General features: G+C 69.5%; 15 protein-coding genes and 1 tRNA gene. 9 read left to right on the top strand and 7 right to left on the bottom strand.

Features of this window, described 5'->3' with window-relative positions:
• Positions 1 to 40 precede the first annotated feature (40 nt).
• A complete protein-coding gene (locus FVQ89_RS14420) occupies positions 41 to 415 on the top strand; it encodes a hypothetical protein (RefSeq protein ID WP_187264935.1) in 375 nt (124 codons plus the stop codon).
• Position 416: 1 nt separating this feature from the next.
• On the opposite strand, the gene FVQ89_RS06435 is transcribed toward FVQ89_RS14420, so the two are convergent.
• The 3 genes from FVQ89_RS06435 to glmU form a co-directional block, all read right to left on the bottom strand.
• On the bottom strand, positions 417 to 1,394 hold the full coding sequence (locus FVQ89_RS06435) for a ribose-phosphate diphosphokinase (RefSeq protein ID WP_147901023.1): 978 nt from the start codon (positions 1,392 to 1,394) through the stop codon (positions 417 to 419).
• A 134-nt stretch (positions 1,395 to 1,528) separates the two neighbouring features.
• A complete protein-coding gene (locus FVQ89_RS06430) occupies positions 1,529 to 2,962 on the bottom strand; it encodes an HNH endonuclease signature motif containing protein (RefSeq protein WP_147901022.1) in 1,434 nt (477 codons plus the stop codon).
• Between the two features lie 95 nt (positions 2,963 to 3,057).
• On the bottom strand, positions 3,058 to 4,506 hold the full coding sequence (glmU, locus tag FVQ89_RS06425; RefSeq protein WP_147901021.1) for a bifunctional UDP-N-acetylglucosamine diphosphorylase/glucosamine-1-phosphate N-acetyltransferase GlmU: 1,449 nt from the start codon (positions 4,504 to 4,506) through the stop codon (positions 3,058 to 3,060).
• Positions 4,507 to 4,617: 111 nt separating this feature from the next.
• Between glmU and FVQ89_RS06420 the strand changes: the two genes are divergently transcribed.
• Positions 4,618 to 6,678 carry a sialidase family protein gene (locus tag FVQ89_RS06420; RefSeq protein WP_147901020.1) on the top strand — a complete coding sequence of 687 codons (2,061 nt, stop codon included), beginning with the start codon at positions 4,618 to 4,620 and terminating at the stop codon, positions 6,676 to 6,678.
• A 54-nt stretch (positions 6,679 to 6,732) separates the two neighbouring features.
• Here FVQ89_RS06420 and FVQ89_RS06415 read toward each other — a convergent pair whose 3' ends face one another.
• On the bottom strand, positions 6,733 to 7,740 hold the full coding sequence (locus FVQ89_RS06415; protein ID WP_147901019.1) for a LacI family DNA-binding transcriptional regulator: 1,008 nt from the start codon (positions 7,738 to 7,740) through the stop codon (positions 6,733 to 6,735).
• 103 nt (positions 7,741 to 7,843) lie between these two features.
• On the opposite strand from FVQ89_RS06415, the gene FVQ89_RS06410 reads away from it, so the two are divergent.
• The 4 genes from FVQ89_RS06410 to FVQ89_RS06395 are packed head-to-tail and all read left to right on the top strand — an operon-like array spanning position 7,844 to position 13,009.
• A complete protein-coding gene (locus tag FVQ89_RS06410) occupies positions 7,844 to 9,196 on the top strand; it encodes an ABC transporter substrate-binding protein (RefSeq protein WP_147901018.1) in 1,353 nt (450 codons plus the stop codon).
• A gap of 43 nt (positions 9,197 to 9,239) precedes the next feature.
• On the top strand, positions 9,240 to 10,154 hold the full coding sequence (locus tag FVQ89_RS06405; protein ID WP_222706046.1) for a carbohydrate ABC transporter permease: 915 nt from the start codon (positions 9,240 to 9,242) through the stop codon (positions 10,152 to 10,154).
• 2 nt (positions 10,155 to 10,156) lie between these two features.
• Positions 10,157 to 11,026: a carbohydrate ABC transporter permease gene (locus FVQ89_RS06400; protein ID WP_147901017.1), complete on the top strand. Its 870-nt coding sequence runs from the start codon at positions 10,157 to 10,159 to the stop codon at positions 11,024 to 11,026.
• Between the two features lie 18 nt (positions 11,027 to 11,044).
• Complete coding sequence (locus tag FVQ89_RS06395) at positions 11,045 to 13,009, top strand: glycoside hydrolase family 2 protein (protein ID WP_147901016.1); 1,965 nt, start codon at positions 11,045 to 11,047, stop codon at positions 13,007 to 13,009.
• A gap of 93 nt (positions 13,010 to 13,102) precedes the next feature.
• Here FVQ89_RS06395 and FVQ89_RS06390 read toward each other — a convergent pair whose 3' ends face one another.
• Positions 13,103 to 13,675, bottom strand: coding sequence for a TetR/AcrR family transcriptional regulator (locus tag FVQ89_RS06390; RefSeq protein ID WP_147901015.1), 573 nt, complete (start codon positions 13,673 to 13,675; stop codon positions 13,103 to 13,105).
• 176 nt (positions 13,676 to 13,851) lie between these two features.
• On the opposite strand from FVQ89_RS06390, the gene FVQ89_RS06385 reads away from it, so the two are divergent.
• On the top strand, positions 13,852 to 15,282 hold the full coding sequence (locus tag FVQ89_RS06385; protein WP_187264934.1) for an MFS transporter: 1,431 nt from the start codon (positions 13,852 to 13,854) through the stop codon (positions 15,280 to 15,282).
• 62 nt (positions 15,283 to 15,344) lie between these two features.
• On the opposite strand, the gene FVQ89_RS06380 is transcribed toward FVQ89_RS06385, so the two are convergent.
• Positions 15,345 to 15,749, bottom strand: a complete 405-nt coding sequence (locus FVQ89_RS06380) for a hypothetical protein (protein ID WP_147901013.1) — start codon at positions 15,747 to 15,749, stop codon at positions 15,345 to 15,347.
• Positions 15,750 to 15,897: 148 nt separating this feature from the next.
• Here FVQ89_RS06380 and FVQ89_RS06375 point away from each other — a divergent pair, with 148 nt between their 5' ends.
• Positions 15,898 to 17,070: a hypothetical protein gene (locus FVQ89_RS06375; RefSeq protein ID WP_147901012.1), complete on the top strand. Its 1,173-nt coding sequence runs from the start codon at positions 15,898 to 15,900 to the stop codon at positions 17,068 to 17,070.
• 45 nt (positions 17,071 to 17,115) lie between these two features.
• On the opposite strand, the gene FVQ89_RS06370 is transcribed toward FVQ89_RS06375, so the two are convergent.
• Positions 17,116 to 17,187: transfer RNA gene (locus FVQ89_RS06370), tRNA-Gln, on the bottom strand.
• Positions 17,188 to 17,262: 75 nt separating this feature from the next.
• Between FVQ89_RS06370 and FVQ89_RS06365 the strand changes: the two genes are divergently transcribed.
• On the top strand, positions 17,263 to 17,754 hold the full coding sequence (locus FVQ89_RS06365) for a MarR family winged helix-turn-helix transcriptional regulator (RefSeq protein ID WP_147901011.1): 492 nt from the start codon (positions 17,263 to 17,265) through the stop codon (positions 17,752 to 17,754).
• Positions 17,755 to 17,828 lie beyond the last annotated feature (74 nt).

Here is a 17,828-nt window from a genome sequence, read left to right as displayed (position 1 = left end):
TAGCGGGGCCGGGTGAACGCGCAGGTGGAAGACTGTGGGGGTGCAGCCGGACGACGACGAGATCCCGCCGGAGCTCGCGGGCTACGAGCCGGGCGAGGGCGGCGCGTTGCGGGGGCGTCGGATGCGGCAGATGGCGCGTCTCGTGGTGGTGCTCGCGGTGGCGGGGCTCGTGCTGCCGGGGGTGCTGATCGGGATCGGGACGGCTGCGCGCACGGCGGACCTCGCGTGCACGGTGGTGGGGGCGTCTCGGGCACCGGATGCGGTCGCGTTGGAGGCCCGGTTCGAGCTCTCGGGTGGCGACGGGCCCGGCTGGTATTGCTGGGCGACGGAGTTCGGTGGGCGTGAGATCCAGCTGCAGTTCTTGGGGTTCATCCCCGAGGTGCGGGTGGTGGAGTCGCCGGGGAACCCGGTCTAGCTCAGGCGGCCCCGTCGAACATCGAGGTGACCGACCCGTCGTCGAACACCTCGTGGATGGCGCGGGCGACGAGCGGCGCGATGGGGAGCACCGTGAGCCGGTCCCAGCGCTTCTCGACGGCGAGGGGCAGTGTGTCGGTGACGACGACGCGGTCGATGAAGTCGGACTGGAGGATTTCGACCGCCGGGTCGGAGAACACCGCGTGGGTGGCGCCGACGATGACGTTCGTCGCCCCGTGCGCCTTGAGCGCCTCGGCCGCCTTCACGATGGTGCGGCCGGTGTCGATGAGGTCGTCGACGATGAGGCAGGTGCGCCCCGCGACGTCGCCGACGATCTCGTGGACGCTCACCTGGTTGGGCACGAGCGGGTCGCGCCGCTTGTGGATGATCGCGAGCGGCGCGCCGAGCTTGTCGCTCCAGATGTCGGCGACGCGGACGCGGCCCATGTCGGGGCTGACGACGGTGAGCGTGGACGGGTCGAGGCTGCCCTGGAAGTGCTCGAGGAGCACCGGCATCGCGAAGAGGTGATCGACGGGGCCGTCGAAGAAGCCCTGGATCTGGGCGGCGTGGAGGTCGACGCTCATGATGCGGTCGGCGCCTGCGGCCTTGAACAGGTCGGCGACGAGTCGGGCCGAGATCGGCTCGCGGCCGCGCCCCTTCTTGTCTTGACGGGCGTAGGGGTAGAAGGGCGCGACGACGGTGATGCGCTTGGCGCTTGCGCGCTTGGCCGCGTCGACCATGATGAGCTGCTCCATGAGCCACTCGTTGATCGGCGGGCAGTGGGACTGGACGATGAAGACGTCCGCCCCGCGAATCGACTCGCCGAAACGGGCGTAGATCTCGCCGTTGGCGAAGGTGCGCGCGTCGGTCTCGACGAGTTCGGTTCCGAGTTCGTTGACGATGTCGACGGCCAGCTGCGGATGCGCCCGCCCCGAGACGATGACGAGCCGCTTTTCTCCGCTGATCTTGATGCCGGACACTGTCCCCGTTACCCGCTCTTCCTTGGCGACTCGCCCACACGAGTCTAGTCGGTCGGCACCCGGCTCCCCGATTGCGTTGTCGTACGGCGCCGCTCGGCCCCCACCGAGTCCGGCCCCGTGGGCATCCGCTGCGGTCATGCGCTTGCCCGGAGTCGGTCGGCGGCGGGGCTGTGGGCGGGAAGCGGCGTACCGCGCACGACGCCGTGCTCGTCGGGGCGCTGAAGCTCGTAGTCCGCGCCGTGGCGCACGATCCGCCAACGGCGGTTGTGCAGCAGCAGGTGGCAGAACCGGCACAGCAGCACCCCGGATTCGACGTCGGTGCGACCCCGGTGCTCGTCCCAATGGTCGATGTGGTGCGCCTCGCACCAGGAGGGTGGTCGGCCGCACATGCGGCATCCGCCGTCGCGTGCCGCCATGGCCGTGCGTTGAGCTGCGGTGAAGAGCCGTTGGGTTCGCCCGAGGTTCAGGACCTGGCCCTCTGAGTCGAAGAGGATCGGTACGGCACCCGTGCTGCAGATGTAGCGCTCCGCCGTGCTGATCGACACCGGCTCGTGCTGACCCTCGAAATACGCGGCGCCGACGCGGTGGCCCGCGGGGCCGGCGGGAGCTTCGAGGTCGGTCTTCGTGACCAGCAGGCGAACAGCCGGGGGTCGGGCCCCGGGCAGGTGCTGCCCGTCGACACGGGCGCCGAGCTGCACGAGCTCGACGAGAGCATCGAGCGCCAACTGTTCGGTGGTGCGCTCCTCGCGTACGAGCTCGTCGGCACGCTGCACGTCGCCGGGGTCGACGAATCGCGGCCCGCCCCGCCGGGGCGAGGTCACGGCGTCGAGCACAGGCACCACGATGGCCGCCGACTCCGGGTCGAGCAGGGCGCTCACGCGCGTCATGCCGTCGAGCTGGCGAGTGACCCGCAGGAAGCGCCGGTCGTGAAGTTCGTGCTCACGCCGCGCGATTCCCGCGGCATCGAGGTCATCGCGCACGCGGGAGGCCCGGACAGCGAGTTGTTCGAGCGTGAGGGTCGAGGCGAGGGCGACGAGACGCTCCGCGGCGGCAGCGAGCGCAGCCTCGATCGCGACGCGCGATTCGTGTGACTCAACGGACGCCGCTCCCGCAGCGGACAACCGAACCCGAACGACATCCGCCGCCTCGGGCGAAAGCGCCGCCCGGGCGACGGCTTCACCGACGATCGACGCCCAGCGCGGCACGGATGCCGCCGCTCCACCACGAGCCGCCTCCCCCGCCGCTGCTGCCGACCCGCCGAGGAGTTCACCCGTCTTCACGAGCGTGCGCGCCTGACGCGCGGACCCACCGGTCAGTGCCGAGATCAACCCCTCGGCCGTGCGCTGCCCGCGGGATTGAGCGAGCCCGTCGTGCCCCAGCTCGCGCCGGGAGCGATGCGCGATCTCGGCAGCGAGCTGAGCCGCGAGAGCATCGAGCCGACGACGGACCTCGGCGATCGCGCGTTGGCCATCGATCAGCTCCCCATCGCGCATGCCTGCGACCTGGGGCAGCGCGAAAGGCGCCCCGAGATCGCCGACGACGGCGAGGTAAGCGGTGAGGGATGGCATACGTCGATCTTCTCAAGGATCGAACATATGTCCGAGGGTTTGGGCGAATCTCCGGATAAGTCGTCGGCCCAGCGGGTGGGGAGGAGTGGCGGACGCTACTCCGCGGTCGGCGCAGCTTCTCCCGCAGCCGCCGCAGCAGCCGCATCCGCAGCAGCCGTCCCCGGCCGGTTCGCCGCGACCCACCCTTCGAGGTTGCGCTGCGGCGCGACGTTCATCGCGAGCGAGCCCGCGGGCACGTCCTTCCGCACGACCGTCCCCGCACCCGTGTACGCCCCGTCGCCGATGGTCACGGGCGCGACGAACACGTTGTGCGATCCGGTGCGCACGTGCGACCCGACCGTCGTGCGGTGCTTGTTGACCCCGTCGTAGTTCGCGGTGATGGTGCCCGCCCCGACGTTCGAGCCCTCCCCCACCTCGGTGTCGCCGATGTAGGAGAGGTGCGGCACCTTCGATCCGCGTCCGATATGCGCGTTCTTTGTCTCGACGAAGGTGCCGATCTTGCCGCCGCCTTCGAGCTCGGTGCCGGGTCGGAGGTAGGCGAACGGCCCGACTTCGGCGAACGCCTTCACGACCGCGAGGGTCGCATCCGTGCGCTTGATGACGGCCCCCTCGCCGACCTCGCAGTCGACGAGCGTCGTGTCGGGGCCGATGACGGCATCCCGCTCGATCGTCGTCGCTCCCGCGAGGCGCGTGTTGGGGAGGATCTCGGTGTCCTGTCCGATCGACACGGTGAGGTCGATCCAGGTGGTCGACGGGTCGAGGATGGTGACCCCGTTCAGCTGGTGGCCCCGCACGATCATCGCGTTGAGGCGCGCGGCCTGCTCGGCGAGCTGGGCACGGTCGTTGACGCCCGCGACGCGCCAGTTCTCGGTGACCGGCATCGCCATCACGGGGTCGGATGCCGCCCGCAGCATGGCCACGACGTCGGTCAGGTACTTCTCGCCCTGGGCGTTGGCGGTGCCCACGCGCGGCAGGTGCTCGCGCAGCGCGGACACCCGGAACACGTAGCTGCCGGAGTTGATCTCGGTGATGGCGAGCACGGCCTCGTCGGCATCCTTGTGCTCGACGATCGCCGCAACCCCGCCCGCGTCGTCGCGCACGATGCGCCCGTATCCGGTGGCGTCGTCGAGCACGGCGGAGAGGATCGTGGCGCTCGCGCTTGCTGCGCGGTGCTGCTCGACGAGCGCTCCGAGGGTGACGGCGTCGAGCAGGGGCACATCCCCCGAGACGACGACGACGTCGCCGTCGAAGTCGGCGGGCAGCGCCGCGACGGCGAGTTCGACGGCTCGCCCGGTGCCCGGCACGTCGTCCTGGTCGACGATGATCGCTTCGTCGGCGTACTCCTCGACGGCGCCGACGACGGCGTCGCGCTGGTGCCGCACGACCACTTCGATGTGCGCGGGATCGAGGTGGCGCGCGGTCGCGATCACGTGCGCCACCATCGGCAGGCCCGCGATCGGATGCAGCACCTTGGCGCGGCGGGAACGCATCCGCGTGCCCTCTCCGGCGGCGAGGACGATGACGGCGAGGTGCGGATCGGTCATGGGTCCATTGTCGCCCGTCGACCCATCCGGGCCGCGCAATTGCGTCTTGCAACGTGTGCAAATCTGCGGCATGGTGGAACCGCGTTGGCGCGTCTCTCGAAAGGCTCGGGTATGACCACCATCGCACGACCTCGACGTCGAGTCGTCCTGCCAACCGTGTTGGCCGTCGCCGCAGCGCTGTTGCTCGCGGCGTATCCGCCCACCGCGCCCGCCGCATCCGCGACGCAGGCGGGGCAGATCCTCTACTCCCCCAACCTCAGCACCTATCCGAACGGCACCGCGGGTTACCCCCGCGCGATCCGCCTCGACCACGACGGCAGCTCGAACCAGACGATGCTCGCCACCTTCGCGAAAGCAGGCCACGGCGCGGCCGGATCACTGCCGATCTACCGCAGCACCGACGGCGGCTCGAGCTGGAGCCAGGTCTCGACGATCACCTCGCACACCTCCGGGTGGGACATCGAGGCGCCGACGCTCTTCGAAGTGCCACGCAACATCACGGGGCTGAACGCGGGCGACATCCTCGCCGCGGGCACGGCGTGGAGTGTCGGCAACTACACGACCCAGAAGATCGAGGTGTTCCGCAGCACCGACCACGGCAGCACGTGGAGCTACCTCTCCGACTGCACGTCGACCTCCGGCCTGCCGAACAGCTGGGGGCACGGCATCTGGGAGCCCGCGTTCCTGGTCGCCGACAACGACACGCTCGCGTGCGTCATCTCCGACGAGCGTCCGGCGAACAGCAGCACCAACAACCAGGTGATCGGGCACTACACCTCGACGAACGGTGGTGCGACGTGGAGCACCACGCTCACCCAGGATGTCGCCTTCCCGAGCGACAACCTCGCGCGGCCGGGGATGCAGACCTTCGCCGAGCTGCCGAACGGCGACTTCGTCATGTCGTACGAGATGTGTCGCGACGCCACGAACGCTGATCACGCGTGCGAGGTCTACATCAAGTTCAGCTCCGACGGCCTCAACTGGGGCACGCTCGGTACGGCGGGCACCCTCGTGCAGACGACCGACTCGCGCGGCCTGCTGCACACTCCCTACATCAGCTGGGCGCCGGGCGGAGGGCCGAACGGCACGCTCCTGCTCTCGGGTCAGCGCGTGACCGCGGGACCGACCGGAAGCAAGACGGTGCTCGTCGAATCGGGCTCGGTGCTCTTCGCCAACACCTCCCTCGGCTCCGGAACCTGGACCGAACTGGAAGCACCCGTGACGGTCAACCCCACCGGTAGCTACGGCTCGGGGAACCCGTCGTGCCCCGGCTACTCCACCCCGGCGATCCCGCGGGAGGACGGCACGAGCTTCGTCTACTTCGCGGCCACCTGGCGCGGCACCGGCAATCTGTGCGAGCTGCGCTTCGGACTCGGCACGATCCCCGGGCCGACGGGTCAGATCACGGGTCCCGCCGGCAAGTGCGTGGACGTCGACACCAACACCGCGGATTCGGGGCGCGTCGTGCAGCTCTACACGTGCGGCATTGCGACCGGCCAGCGCTGGACCATTGAGGCCAACGGCACCATCCGCGCGTTCGGGAAGTGCCTCGACATCACCGCGAACGGCACGGCCAACTTCAGCCCGGTGCAGCTCTGGGACTGCCTGCCGAATGCCGGTGCTCAGCAGTGGCGACCGCAGGCGAACGGCAGCCTGCTGAATCCGCAATCGGGTCGGTGCCTCGATCTGCCGTCCAACAACACCGCGGATGGCACCGATCTGCAGATCTACGACTGCAACGGGACCTCGGCGCAGGTCTGGTCGCTGCCGGGTCAGCCGACCGGTCCGATCGTGGGGCCCGCGGGCAACGGCCTGTGCGTGGATGTCGACACGAATACCGGGGTGAACGGGCGTGCGATCCAGATCTGGACGTGCTCCGGGGTTCAGGGGCAGCAGTGGAGTCGTTACCCGGATGGCACGCTCCGCTCGTTCGGCAAGTGCATGGATCTCGACGGTTCGGGCACCGGCACCGCCAACTCGACGAAGGTCGAGCTGTGGACGTGCGACGGCAGCGCCGGGCAGCAGTGGATCCCGCAGTCGAACGGCTCGATCCTGAACCCCGGCTCGGGACGCTGCCTCGATCTGCCCGCAGGCAACCTGACGATCGGCACCGATCTGAAGATCTGGGACTGCAACGGCCTGTGGCCGCAGCAGTGGTCGGTTCCGGTCTGATCACCGCACCGATAGTCGTGCCCCGTCTCGTCACCGAGGCGGGGCACGATGCGTTCAGCTGCCGAGCGTGCTCTCGCGCGGGATGACGGCGTGCGGGGCGACGATCTCCGCCGCCTCGGCATCGGGGTCGTCGATCCGCGCGACCACCCGCGCGACCGCATTGCGCGCGATGAAGGGGGTGTCGAGCGACACGGTGCTGAGCGACGGGCGCGCGTACCGCCCCTCCTCGATGTCGTCGATGCCGATGATGGCGACGTCCTCGGGCACCCGGAGGCCCGCGTCGAAGACCGCGCGGAGGGCACCCATGGCGAGCAGGTCGGAGTAGCAGAAGATCGCGTCGGGGCGCGGGTCGCGGTCGAGCAGGGCGCGCGCCGCCTGATAGCCGTCGGCGCGTCGGTAGTGCGCGGCCGCCTCGATCCGGATGGGGGCGAGACCGGCGTCGGCGAGCGCCGCCTCGAATCCGGCGGTCCGCTGCTGTGGGGTCGAATACTGCTCGTCCGGCTGGGCGCCGATCGCGGCGATGCGACGCCGGCCGAGTCCGATGAGGTGCGCGGTCGCGTCGCGCGCGGCCTGGACGTTGTCGATCGCGACGTGGTCGAACCGCCCGTCGAACTCGTGCTCGCCGAGGAGGACGAGGGGCATGGAGCTGCGCTCGTTCATCGCGAGGAGTTCGCCGCGCGTGACGAGCGGGGAGAACAGCACCCCGTCGAAGAGCATCGTGCGGTCGGCACCGGTGAGGAGTTCCCGCTCGCGGTCGTGATCGTGGCCGGTCTGGTCGATCATCACGCGATAGCCGACCTCTGCGGCGGCGTTGATGACATCCCGTGCGAGCTCACTGAAGTACGGCACGTCGATCTCGGGGACGACGAGCGCGAGCATCCCCGTGCGCCCGGTGCGGAGGGTGCGTGCCACCGGATTCGGGCGGTAGTCGAGTTCGGCGATCGCGTCGAGGACCTTCTGGCGCATGCGATCGCTCACGTGCGCGTAGCCGCTCACGACGTTCGAGACGGTGCGCATGGAGACCTGTGCGCGCTCGGCGACGTCCCTCAGCGTTGCAGGCATCGCACCTCCCTGATCCTCACCGATCGTAGCGTTTGCAACGTGTGCAAGCATCCTGTACGGTTTTGCATACGTTGGCAAACGTCCCGCACAAAGGAGTGTCCCCATGCACCAGCGCATCACCCGAGTCGCCGCGCTCGGCGGGCTCGCCGCGCTCACCCTGAGCCTGACGGCCTGCGGCCCGACGATCGGCGACAGCGACAGCACCGCCGATCCGTCGAAGCTCCAGGCCCCCACCGAGGCGTCGCCGTCCGGCGAAATCACCATCTGGGATCGCGAAGGCGATCTCTTCGAGGTGTTCGACGAGGCGATCGCCGCGTTCAACGAAAAGTACCCCGACATCGTCGTGCACCACGAGGCGGTCGACATCGCCGCCAAGCTGCAGAACACCCTCATCACCGGCAGCGACGTGCCCGACGGCGTGTTCCTCGACGACCAGCTCGTCGCCGGATACGCGGACCACCTGTGGGACCTGAGCGACGTGCTCGCGCCCTACGCCGACGACATCGCCCCGCAGAAGCTCGACGTGAACTCGCAGGACGGCGGCATCTACGGCGTGCCGTTCGACCTCGACCCCGGCCTGCTCTTCTACAACGAGACCGCACTCGAGTCGGCCGGCATCGACGCGGAGTCGATCGAAACCTACGACGACCTGCTCGAGGCGGCGCGCGCATACAAGGAGGCTGTGCCCGACGCCGGCCCGATCCACCTCGAGCAGAGCCCGTTCCTCGGCCAGCTGCAGCTCGAGATGTACGCGAGCCAGCTCGGCACCGCGATCACCGACGCCGACGGCGAACTCCGCCTCGACTCCCCCGAGTACGAGCAGATCCTGACCTTCCTCGACACCGTCAGCACCGAGGGGCTCGGCACACGCGCCGAGTACCTCTCGCCGACCGACATCGAGACGCTCGACGCGGGCAAGCAGGTCTTCTACCCCTGGGCCCTCTGGTTCGACTTCGCACCCCAGCAGCTGCTCGAGGACACCTCGGGCGACTGGCGGGCCATGCCGCTTCCCGCATGGACCGACGGCGGCGCGCGATCCGGCGCGATGGGCGGATCGTCGTTCATCATCCCGAAGGACGGCGAGAACTCCGAGCTGGCCTGGCTCTTCTACGAGTTCCTGATGTTCGACGAGGCCGGATACTCCGCCGTGTGGGGGCCGAACTCGGTCTACCCCGAGGGGCTCAACACCTCGATCCCGAGCTACGCGCCCGCCGCCGACCCCAGCACCCCGCTGTTCCAGCCCGTCGACGCGTTCGGCGGCCAGGACCTGTGGGCCATCGCGACAGAGGCGGGAGCCGAGATCCCGGGCGGAGTGCCGACCCCCAGCTGGTGGGCGGGAGCCGTCGACTACCTGGGCAACAACATCCAGCTGATGCTCGACGGATCGCTGACCCCCGAGGAGGTCATCGACAACTCGACGGCCGACATCCAGGCGAACCTGATCGACCGGCAGTAGCCGAGTCCGTCATCCGCTGACCACCACCGAGATCGGGAGCCCCGTGACCACGACATCGCTTCCACGCCCAGCGCGCCCGCGGCGCCGCGGCGCGGGGCTCCCGATCACGCGACGACTCGCGCCCTACGTCTTCGTCGCCCCCTTCGTCGCCCTGTTCCTCGCGTTCGGCATCTACCCGATGCTGTTCACCCTGCGCCTGAGCTTCACGAACTGGCACGGCGCAGGCTCGGCCGAATGGGTCGGCTGGGACAACTACACCTACCTGCTCACCAGCCCGGCTTTCTGGAACTCGCTCGCGAACTCCGCGGTGCTGTGGCTGCTGATCATCCCCGTGCAGCTCGTCATCGCCCTCGCGGCGGCGATCCTGCTCGACAACGCGAAGCTGCGGATGCGGGGCTTCTACCGAACCGCGTTCATTGTCCCGTTCGTCACGCCGCTCGTCGCCGTCGCCCAGATCTGGGTCGTGCTGTTCGACCAGAACTACGGCGCCGTCAATGCGGTGCTCGGCGCCCTCGGGCTGCCCGACATCGCCTGGCTCACCTCGAGCGAGTGGGCGAAGCCGACGCTCGCCCTGCTCTTCATCTGGAAGACCACCGGGTTCATCGTCGTGATCCTGCTCTCGGGGCTGCAGTCGATCGACTCCACCGTCTACGAGGCCGCGGAGCTCGACGGCGCGGGCCGGCTCCGCCGGATCTGGAGCATCACCGTGCCCCTCATCCGACGCACCCTGATGTTCGCGATCGTGCTGCAGACGCTCGCCGTGTTCCAAATGTTCGCCGAGCCGTTCGTCGTCACCCAGGGCGGTCCGTACTCGTCGACCACCACTGCCGGTCTCTACCTCTACAACCACATCACCCGCGGCGATCTCGGCACGGGCGCGGCGAACTCGTTCCTGCTCGTGATCCTCGTGATGGCCCTGTCGCTCGGCATGGTGCGCCTGCTGAGGGCGAAGGACTGATCATGACCCTCACCACTCGGGCCGGCGAGCGCCGGCGCCCGCACATCGGCTCGCACGCGTTCCTCATCGTGCTCGCCGTCGCCTTCCTCGCGCCGGTCGTGTGGGCCGTGCTGTCGGCGTTCAAGCCGGCGAACGACATCATCCGGCATCCGCTCGCGTTCGATCCGAGCACCTTCGGCCTCGACAACTTCATCGGGATGTTCGAGGACGTGCCGATCTGGCACGGCTTCCTCAACACCGCGATCGTGCTCGTGCTGAAGGGCTCCATCACGCTCTTCTGCGCGCCGCTCGCCGCCTACGCCTTCGCCAAGTACGACTTCCCGGGCAAGAACCTGCTGTTCGGCACGGTGCTGCTGACCCTCATGCTTCCAACGATCGTGCTGATCATCCCGCTCCTGCTGGAGATGAAGGAGCTCGGCTGGGTCAACACGTACCAGGCGCTCGTGCTGCCGGGGGCGGTCGACGCGTTCGCGATCTTCTGGATGCGGCAGGTGATCGCCGCCGTGCCCGACGAGCTGCTCGACGCGGGGCGCGTCGACGGATGCGGCGAGTTCGGCCTGTACTGGCGGATCGTCGTGCCGATCATCCGCCCCGGACTCGCGGGCCTCGCCGTGCTGACCGTCATGAACATCTACAACGACTTCGTGTGGCCCGTGGTGGTCGCGAGCTCGGAGCGCATGGCGACGCTGCAGGTCGTGCTGTCGACGCTCGCCTCCACGATCTCCGGCAACAAGATCGGCGCGGACTACGCGACCGTCACCGGCGAGCTGCTCGCGGCGAGCACCGTGGCGCTCATCCCGCTTCTCGTCATCTTCTTCCTCCTTCAGAAGCACTTCATCAACGGCATCCTCGCCGGAAGCGTGAAGGGCTGAGCCATGGAAAGGCACCGCATGACCATCCCCAAGCCCGACTACCCGCGCCCGGATCGCGACCGCTCCGACCGGTGGCTGCCGCTGAACGGCGAGTGGGGGTTCGAGACGGACGAGGGAGCGACGAGCATCACGGTGCCGTTCGCGTGGGAGACCCCCGCCTCCGGGGTGCAGCGCAGCTGGCTCGAGCACGGCGTGTATCGGCGCGAGGTGCCGGCGACGGACTGGCCGCGCACCTACCTGTGCTTCGGCGGCGTGCACCATCACGCCCGGGTGACGCTCAACGGGACGCTGCTCGGGGAGCACGTCGGCGGGAGCGTGCCGTTCGAGTTCGAGGTCACGGGCCTCTCGGGCGAGCTGGTCGTCGAGGTGACCTCCCCCGCCGACAAGCGCGAGATCGTGCACGGCAAGCAGCGCTCGATCCCCCGCGACGACTACGACGGCGTCTCGTTCACCCCGACCTCGGGGATCTGGCAGTCGGTCTGGCTCGAGGGACGCGGGCGGGAGGAGATCCGCTCGGTGGTGGTGCGCGGCGACTCGCTGACCGGGTTCGACGTCAGCGGCGAGGCGGATGCGGCCGAGGTGCGCATCGACGGCGTGCCGTTCCCGGTTGTGGACGGGCGCTTCGCGGCGCGGATCGACGTGACCGAGCCGCGACTGTGGTCGCCGCAGGATCCGCAGCTGTACGAGATCGAGGTGTCGACGGCCGACGACCACGTGGTCGTCACCGCTGGGCTTCGCCGCATCGAGGTGCGGGGCGAGCAGCTCTACCTCAACGGCGAGCGGATCTACCTACGCGGGGTACTCGACCAGGGCTACTGGCCGAGCAGCGGGCTGACCGCGCCGGACGACCAGGCGCTCGTCGCCGATCTGGAGCTCGCCCGCGACCTCGGCTTCACAATGGTGCGCAAGCACATCAAGCTCGAGGAGCCACGCTGGCTGCACTACGCGGACCGGATGGGGATGCTGGTGTGGGCGGAGCCGCCCGCTCCGAGCCGCTGGACCCCGGCATCCGCCGAGGCGTTCCTCGCCCAGCTGCCCACGATGGTGGAGCGCGACGGCAACCACCCGTCGATCGTGGTCTGGGGGCTCTACAACGAGGAGTGGGGTCTCGACTGGGACATCCCCGGGAGCCCCGAACGGGCGGCCGCGGCGGTCGACGCGTACGAGGCGATGCGCGCGCTCGACGCGACCCGGCCGATCGTCGAGAACTCCGGCTGGAACCACGTGCGCACCGACCTCGTCGACTGGCACTACTACGACGAGGACGCCGAGTCGTGGGCGCAGAACCTCGCGGACCTCGCCTCGGGCGAGCGCGAGGACTGGCCGGTGAAGCTCGGCCCGGACTTCATCGTCGACAAGAGCCTCTACGGCTCCGCGGACTTCCCGCGCACCGGCGTGCCGATCGTCAACAGCGAGTACGGAGCCGGGTTCACCAGCCTCGAGCGCGCGTGGCATTCACGCTGGCAGACGCAGGAGCTGCGGCGGCACGACCGCTTCGCCGGCTACGTCTACACCGAGCTGACCGACGTCGAACACGAGATGGCAGGGGCGGTCGACGCGGATCGGCGACCGAAGGATGCGGGCGGGCTCGACTACGCGTCCGTCCACGCCGACACGGTGCTCGTGGTCGACGTGATCCCACGGCACGCGGGCGCTGACATCGAGGTTCCGGATGCGCCCCTCGCGATCGACGTGCACGTCTCGCACCACGGGCCGTCGCCGCTCGCGGGCGTGGTGCACGCGGCCTGGGGCGCGGCGGGCTCGGCGTTCCGGACGGATGCCGCTCCTCTCGCAAGCGCGCCGATCGCGGAGGTCGCGCCGTTCGCGCTGAGCGAGGCCCTGACCCTCGAGGTTCCGCCGCCGGGGGCCGCCGCGCGTCTGCATCTGTGGCTGACGGATGCAGAAGGCGCTGTGCGGGCACGCACCTTCGTGGATGCGGCGCCCATCGAGACTCCGAACCGCCGAGGAGCGCGCCCGGAGTGAGTCGTGGCGCGCGTCGGTTCCGCCAACGTCCGGCGCGCGCCACCCGCTTGCGTCGCGCAGCATCCGCCGACGCGCTCGCGAGGCGTGCGGAGTTCAGCCCCGCGGGGCGAGGAGGCCGTCTATCGCGACGCCGATGATGCGCTCCCGCTGGTCCGGGTCGGCGTACACGGCGCCCGCGACGCTTGAGATGAGCCGAACGGCGTCTTCGATGGTGACATCGGTTCGCACCTCGCCCGCGCGCTGCGCCTGTTCGAGCAACGGCTGACCGGCACCGAACAGCACGCCCCGGCATGCGCTGAGGGTCGGCGAATCCCGATTGATGCCGTCGAGCAGCACGTGCTTGGCGGCGGCGAAGTCGGCGTAGCGCCGCATCCAGGCGACGAAGGCGGCACCGGGCGGCGTGCCGTCGAGCTGATCCGCGTATCCGGCGATCGCGGCGACCTCGCCGAGGTAGACGTTCTCGACGAGCTCGTCGCGTGAGGGGAAGTTTCGGTAGAGCGTGCCGATGCCGACCTCGGCGCGGCGGGCGATGTCTTCGAGGGAGGCGTCGAGGCCGTGCTCGGCGAACGCGTCGCGTGCCGCGACCAGCAGAGCGTCGAAGTTGCGGCGGGCGTCGGCACGTGTCGGGCGACGCTCGTCGAGGAGCTGCTGCGCGCTCGAATGCATGTGGACCTCCTGGGGGCTCCGCGCCGCGCGATCCGGCGCGACTTGCAAAACGGAGGCAGCCTCCGCTACTGTCTAAACGGAGGCGCCCTCCGAACGGAGCCTACCTCCACTCTACTCCGGCGTCATCGATGCCGCATCTGCGCCATCCGCGCACTCACACCGTCGAAAGGCCACCCATGCCTCGCCCTGCCCGACCCCGCCTGGCGTTCGCCGCGATCGCCGCCGCGTTCGCCGCTGTCTCGTCACTGCAGTCGCTGCTCATCCCCGTGCTCTCGGTGCTCGGAGACGACATCCACGCCGACCAGGTCGGTCAGACGTGGATCATCACCAGCTGGCTCATCACCGCTGCGGTCGCCACACCGCTGCTCGGCCGCGCCGGCGACCTCGTCGGCCGTCGCCGCGTCTTCCTGGCCGCGATCGTCGCCGTCGCCGTCGGCACGGTGCTCGCAGCGCTCGCCCCGAACCTCGTCGTCATGCTCCTCGCGCGCGTCCTCCAGGGACTCGGCGGCGCGATCTTCCCGCTCGGGTTCGGGATCGCCCGCGACGCCTTCGAGGCGCGCCGCGTGCCCTCGGTGATCGGCGCGCTCTCCGCGATCCTCGCCGTCGGATCCGGCATCGGCACGGTCATCTCCGGCCCCATCGCCGAGGCGTTCGGGTGGCGCGCCCTCTTCGTGCTGCCCCTCGGCCTCGCGCTGATCGCCGGGGCGCTCGCCTTCCGCATCGCTGATGTCGGGGAGCGCGCGACGGGAGGCATCAACATCTCCGCCGCGGTACTGCTCTCCGGGTGGCTCGTCGCGCTGCTGCTGCCGCTCAGCGCCGGCAACCAGTGGGGCTGGGGGTCGCCGTGGGTCGTCGGCCTGCTCGTGCTCGCGGTTCTGCTCATCGTGGCGTGGATCGCGGTGGAGCTGCGCTCACGCGTGCCGCTCGTGGACATGCGGATGATGCGCATCCCCGGCGTCTGGACCACCAACCTCACTGCTCTGCTGACCGGCGCCGCCATGTTCGGGGTGTGGGCGTTCCTCCCCCGGCTCGCCGAGACGCCGACCTCATCTGGATTCGGGATCGGCGCGAGCGTGAGCCTCACCGGCCTCATCATGCTGCCGATGCTCGTCACGATGGCGACGATCGGGTTCGTCGTCGGGCCGCTCAGCCGCCGGATCCCGTTCCCCGCGCTCCTCGCATCCGGGGCGGCGATCTCGGCGCTGTCGATCCTGTCGATGGCTGTCTTCCACGACTCTGCGTGGCAGCTCGCGATCGCGACGGGAGGTCTCGGCATCGGAACGGGTCTCACCGTGTCGGCCACGCCGAACCTGATCGTGCAGTCGGTACCCGCCACCCAGACCGGAATCGCGACCGGGATCAATGCGAACGTGCGGACCATCGGCGGCGCACTCGGCACCACGATCTTCACCGCCGTAGTCGGCTCGACGGTCGTCGCCGGGCTCCCCGGCGAATCCGGCTACATCGCCGCGTTCGTCGTCGGGGCGGTGCTCGCGGGTATCGGCGCGATCGTGCCGCTGCGGCTGCTCAACGTCCGCCCGCGGCGCCCCCGGGCGCGCGCGATCCCGATCATCGAGACGGGACTGCCCGAGTCCGAGGCCGCCTGACGCGGCCCTCATCGGCGACCGGCACCGACGGCTGGGGTCACCTGCGCGTCGCGCTCGTGGCCTCAGCCGTTGAGCTTCGCCTCGTACTCGCGACCCGCCTGCCGCATCTCGTCCTCCGTGACGAAATCGGAGTCCGGCAGGAGGATGGGGCGCTTGCTCTCGAACCCGCGCGTGCAGAGCACGTCGTCGTGCCAGTCGTCGTTGTAGGTGGGAGCCCAATTGCACGACCAGAGCCCACCGGGCTCCTCCTCGGCGTCGGACGACTGCTGGTCACTCGCCGGCTCGAAGTCGTCGCTCGTGGCGGTGGGATGCGCGGGCCCGGCGAGCAACGGCGGACTCGCGGGAAGCCACCCCGAGTACCAGGCGACCGCCACCACGAGCGCGACCAGAACGAGCGCACCGAACAGGCGTCCGGGCACGCCGGATCCGCCGCGGCGCGGCGATGGTGAGGTGCTGTAGCGGGTCATCGGGTGGACCTCTCGGCACGAATGGTGGTGCCTGGACGCTACCGAGCATCGCTCACGCAAGGGCAGCCCCCGTTCGGGGCGGGGTGCGAAACAGCGAGGAGCTCCGTCGTGTTTCGGAGCGTCGCCGAGATAGACGAGAATCACCCTCATGTCCTACGACTTGACGGTCTACTTCGAGACAGATCCGACCGATGCGCTCATCGAACTGATCGAGGCAGAACCTGATCTCTCTGTCGCAACCGACGGGCCTGGGTGGGTCGTCACCCGGGGCGCAGGAACCTACTGCTGTTCCATCGCGCGGCCCGTGCGGGTCGAAGAGGAGGACCTGCCGGATGAGGTCGTCAGCCGCTCCGTTCGGTTCTCGTTCCAAGTCGACGTGCTCGTGGAGGGCAGTACCTCCGCATCGATTGCACGAACCCGGAAACTCATTCGCGCCATCGTCCGGGCCCTCGGGGGCATGAGCTGGGACCCACAGACCGATGCGATCGATCCGGCCGGTGCTCGGAGGTCGACGACCCCAGAACCTGCGGGGCTCGTCGACCTCGTGGAATTCGGGTGGTATGCACCTTCCCGCATTGACGTCGCATCCCAATATTTGGCATCGGTCGGCCGCTATCTGCCCGAGGCCGCTCCACGCCGCTTCGGATCGTTCGAACCCCTGCAGTACCGCCTCGACCGTGACGGTCCATCCCGATTCATCTCGGAGTCAGCCGACGACGACCTGCTGCACTTCTCCGGGACGAAGCCCGTACTCGATGGCTCGATCGGTGCGGGGAGCCGCGGCACCACCGTGCATCTCAGCGTGCTCGCCGCAAGCCTCCACGAGGCACAGTGGCGCGACCCGCTGCAGGCGTTGTTCCTCGATCTGGCACAACGACTCGATTGCTTCTTCGCCGTGGCCGAGGTCGTCAGGAACTTCACATGGTCGGGCAGTCAGATCCGGGTAGGCCCGGAAGTGGAACGGAAATTCCGCCCCCGCTCGAATGAAGGCTGGATGGGCCTGCCGCCACATCCGGTCTGGTGGGCGTTCCTTGGTTCGCAATACTCGACGCTCATCGACGCCACCACGAACGGGGCCCGGACAATCGGTGCCGGCACGTTCATCGAGCTCTCCACCGAACCCCTCAACCGCGACGCTCTCGCAGAGGCGCTCCCTCGCCGCGGTCTTCTCCATCGAGACCCGGCCCCCTGGATCTCCCCCGACCTGCAGATGAAACCGGTCGAGGGCGAGCACCGTCGGATGCCCCCACCTGCAATCCGCGCGAATGTCATCCCCGACGGACTCGGAGTTCAGATCGCGCCGCCCGGGTACCTCATGTAGTCGGGCCGTGGGCGAGACCGCCGCCGCCCCCGCAACCGATCACTGCTCCGCCCCCAGGATTCGAACCTGGACCTCACGGCTCCAAAGGCCGTCGTGCTGCCGTTACACCAAGGCGGATCGCGCAGAGCGCGCTCTCCATTCTGTCAGCGCGTCCCCCGGTCGACTGTCCACCCGCGCCTCGATAATGGGCGGATGCCTGAGAACGACGAGGTCGACCGGATCGTCGCCGCCTGGCAGCGTGCCCATCCGGGGCTCGACTTCTCTCCGTTGCAGGTGCTGTCGCGGGTCGCCCGACTCGCGAGGCACCTCGATCGCGCGCGCCGGGACGCGTTCGCCAGCTCGCGTCTCGAGCCGTGGGAGTTCGACGTGCTCGCCGCCCTGCGACGGGCTGGAGCGCCCTACCAGGCCAGCCCGAAGACGCTGCTGCAGCAGACGCTCGTCTCGAGCGGCACGATGACGAACCGCATCGACCGGCTCGTGCGGCGCGGGTTCGTGGAGCGCAGCACCGACCCGCACGACGGACGCGGGGTGCTGGTCTCGATGACCGCCGCGGGCCGGGAGGCGGTCGACACCGCCATCCGCGAGCTCGTCGCCCGCGAGGCAGAACTGTTGCGGGGCCTCTCGGCGTCGGACCAGGAGCGGCTCGCGGGCCTGCTGCGCAAACTCAGCCTCGACTTCGACTGACGAGCTCCCCGGTCATCCCCGACCTCACGCCAGGACGACGAACACCAGCGCCAGCGCGTTCGAGACCGCGTGTG

Origin of the sequence: Homoserinibacter sp. GY 40078, assembly GCF_008017545.1 — a bacterium.
Taxonomy (GTDB): Bacteria; Actinomycetota; Actinomycetes; order Actinomycetales; family Microbacteriaceae; genus Homoserinibacter.
This window is presented reverse-complemented; position numbering and strand designations above follow the sequence as displayed.

Bases quoted from the DNA above. Each gene is read 5' to 3' on its own strand.
- FVQ89_RS06430 (WP_147901022.1), bottom strand. From the start codon at position 2,962: ATGCCATCCCTCACCGCTTACCTCGCCGTCGTCGGCGATCTCGGGGCG.
- glmU (WP_147901021.1), bottom strand. From the start codon at position 4,506: ATGACCGATCCGCACCTCGCCGTCATCGTCCTCGCCGCCGGAGAGGGC.
- FVQ89_RS06420 (WP_147901020.1), top strand. From the start codon at position 4,618: ATGACCACCATCGCACGACCTCGACGTCGAGTCGTCCTGCCAACCGTG.
- FVQ89_RS06415 (WP_147901019.1), bottom strand. From the start codon at position 7,740: ATGCCTGCAACGCTGAGGGACGTCGCCGAGCGCGCACAGGTCTCCATG.
- FVQ89_RS06410 (WP_147901018.1), top strand. From the start codon at position 7,844: ATGCACCAGCGCATCACCCGAGTCGCCGCGCTCGGCGGGCTCGCCGCG.
- FVQ89_RS06400 (WP_147901017.1), top strand. From the start codon at position 10,157: ATGACCCTCACCACTCGGGCCGGCGAGCGCCGGCGCCCGCACATCGGC.
- FVQ89_RS06395 (WP_147901016.1), top strand. From the start codon at position 11,045: ATGACCATCCCCAAGCCCGACTACCCGCGCCCGGATCGCGACCGCTCC.
- FVQ89_RS06390 (WP_147901015.1), bottom strand. From the start codon at position 13,675: ATGCATTCGAGCGCGCAGCAGCTCCTCGACGAGCGTCGCCCGACACGT.
- FVQ89_RS06385 (WP_187264934.1), top strand. From the start codon at position 13,852: ATGCCTCGCCCTGCCCGACCCCGCCTGGCGTTCGCCGCGATCGCCGCC.
- FVQ89_RS06380 (WP_147901013.1), bottom strand. From the start codon at position 15,749: ATGACCCGCTACAGCACCTCACCATCGCCGCGCCGCGGCGGATCCGGC.
- FVQ89_RS06375 (WP_147901012.1), top strand. From the start codon at position 15,898: ATGTCCTACGACTTGACGGTCTACTTCGAGACAGATCCGACCGATGCG.
- FVQ89_RS06365 (WP_147901011.1), top strand. From the start codon at position 17,263: ATGCCTGAGAACGACGAGGTCGACCGGATCGTCGCCGCCTGGCAGCGT.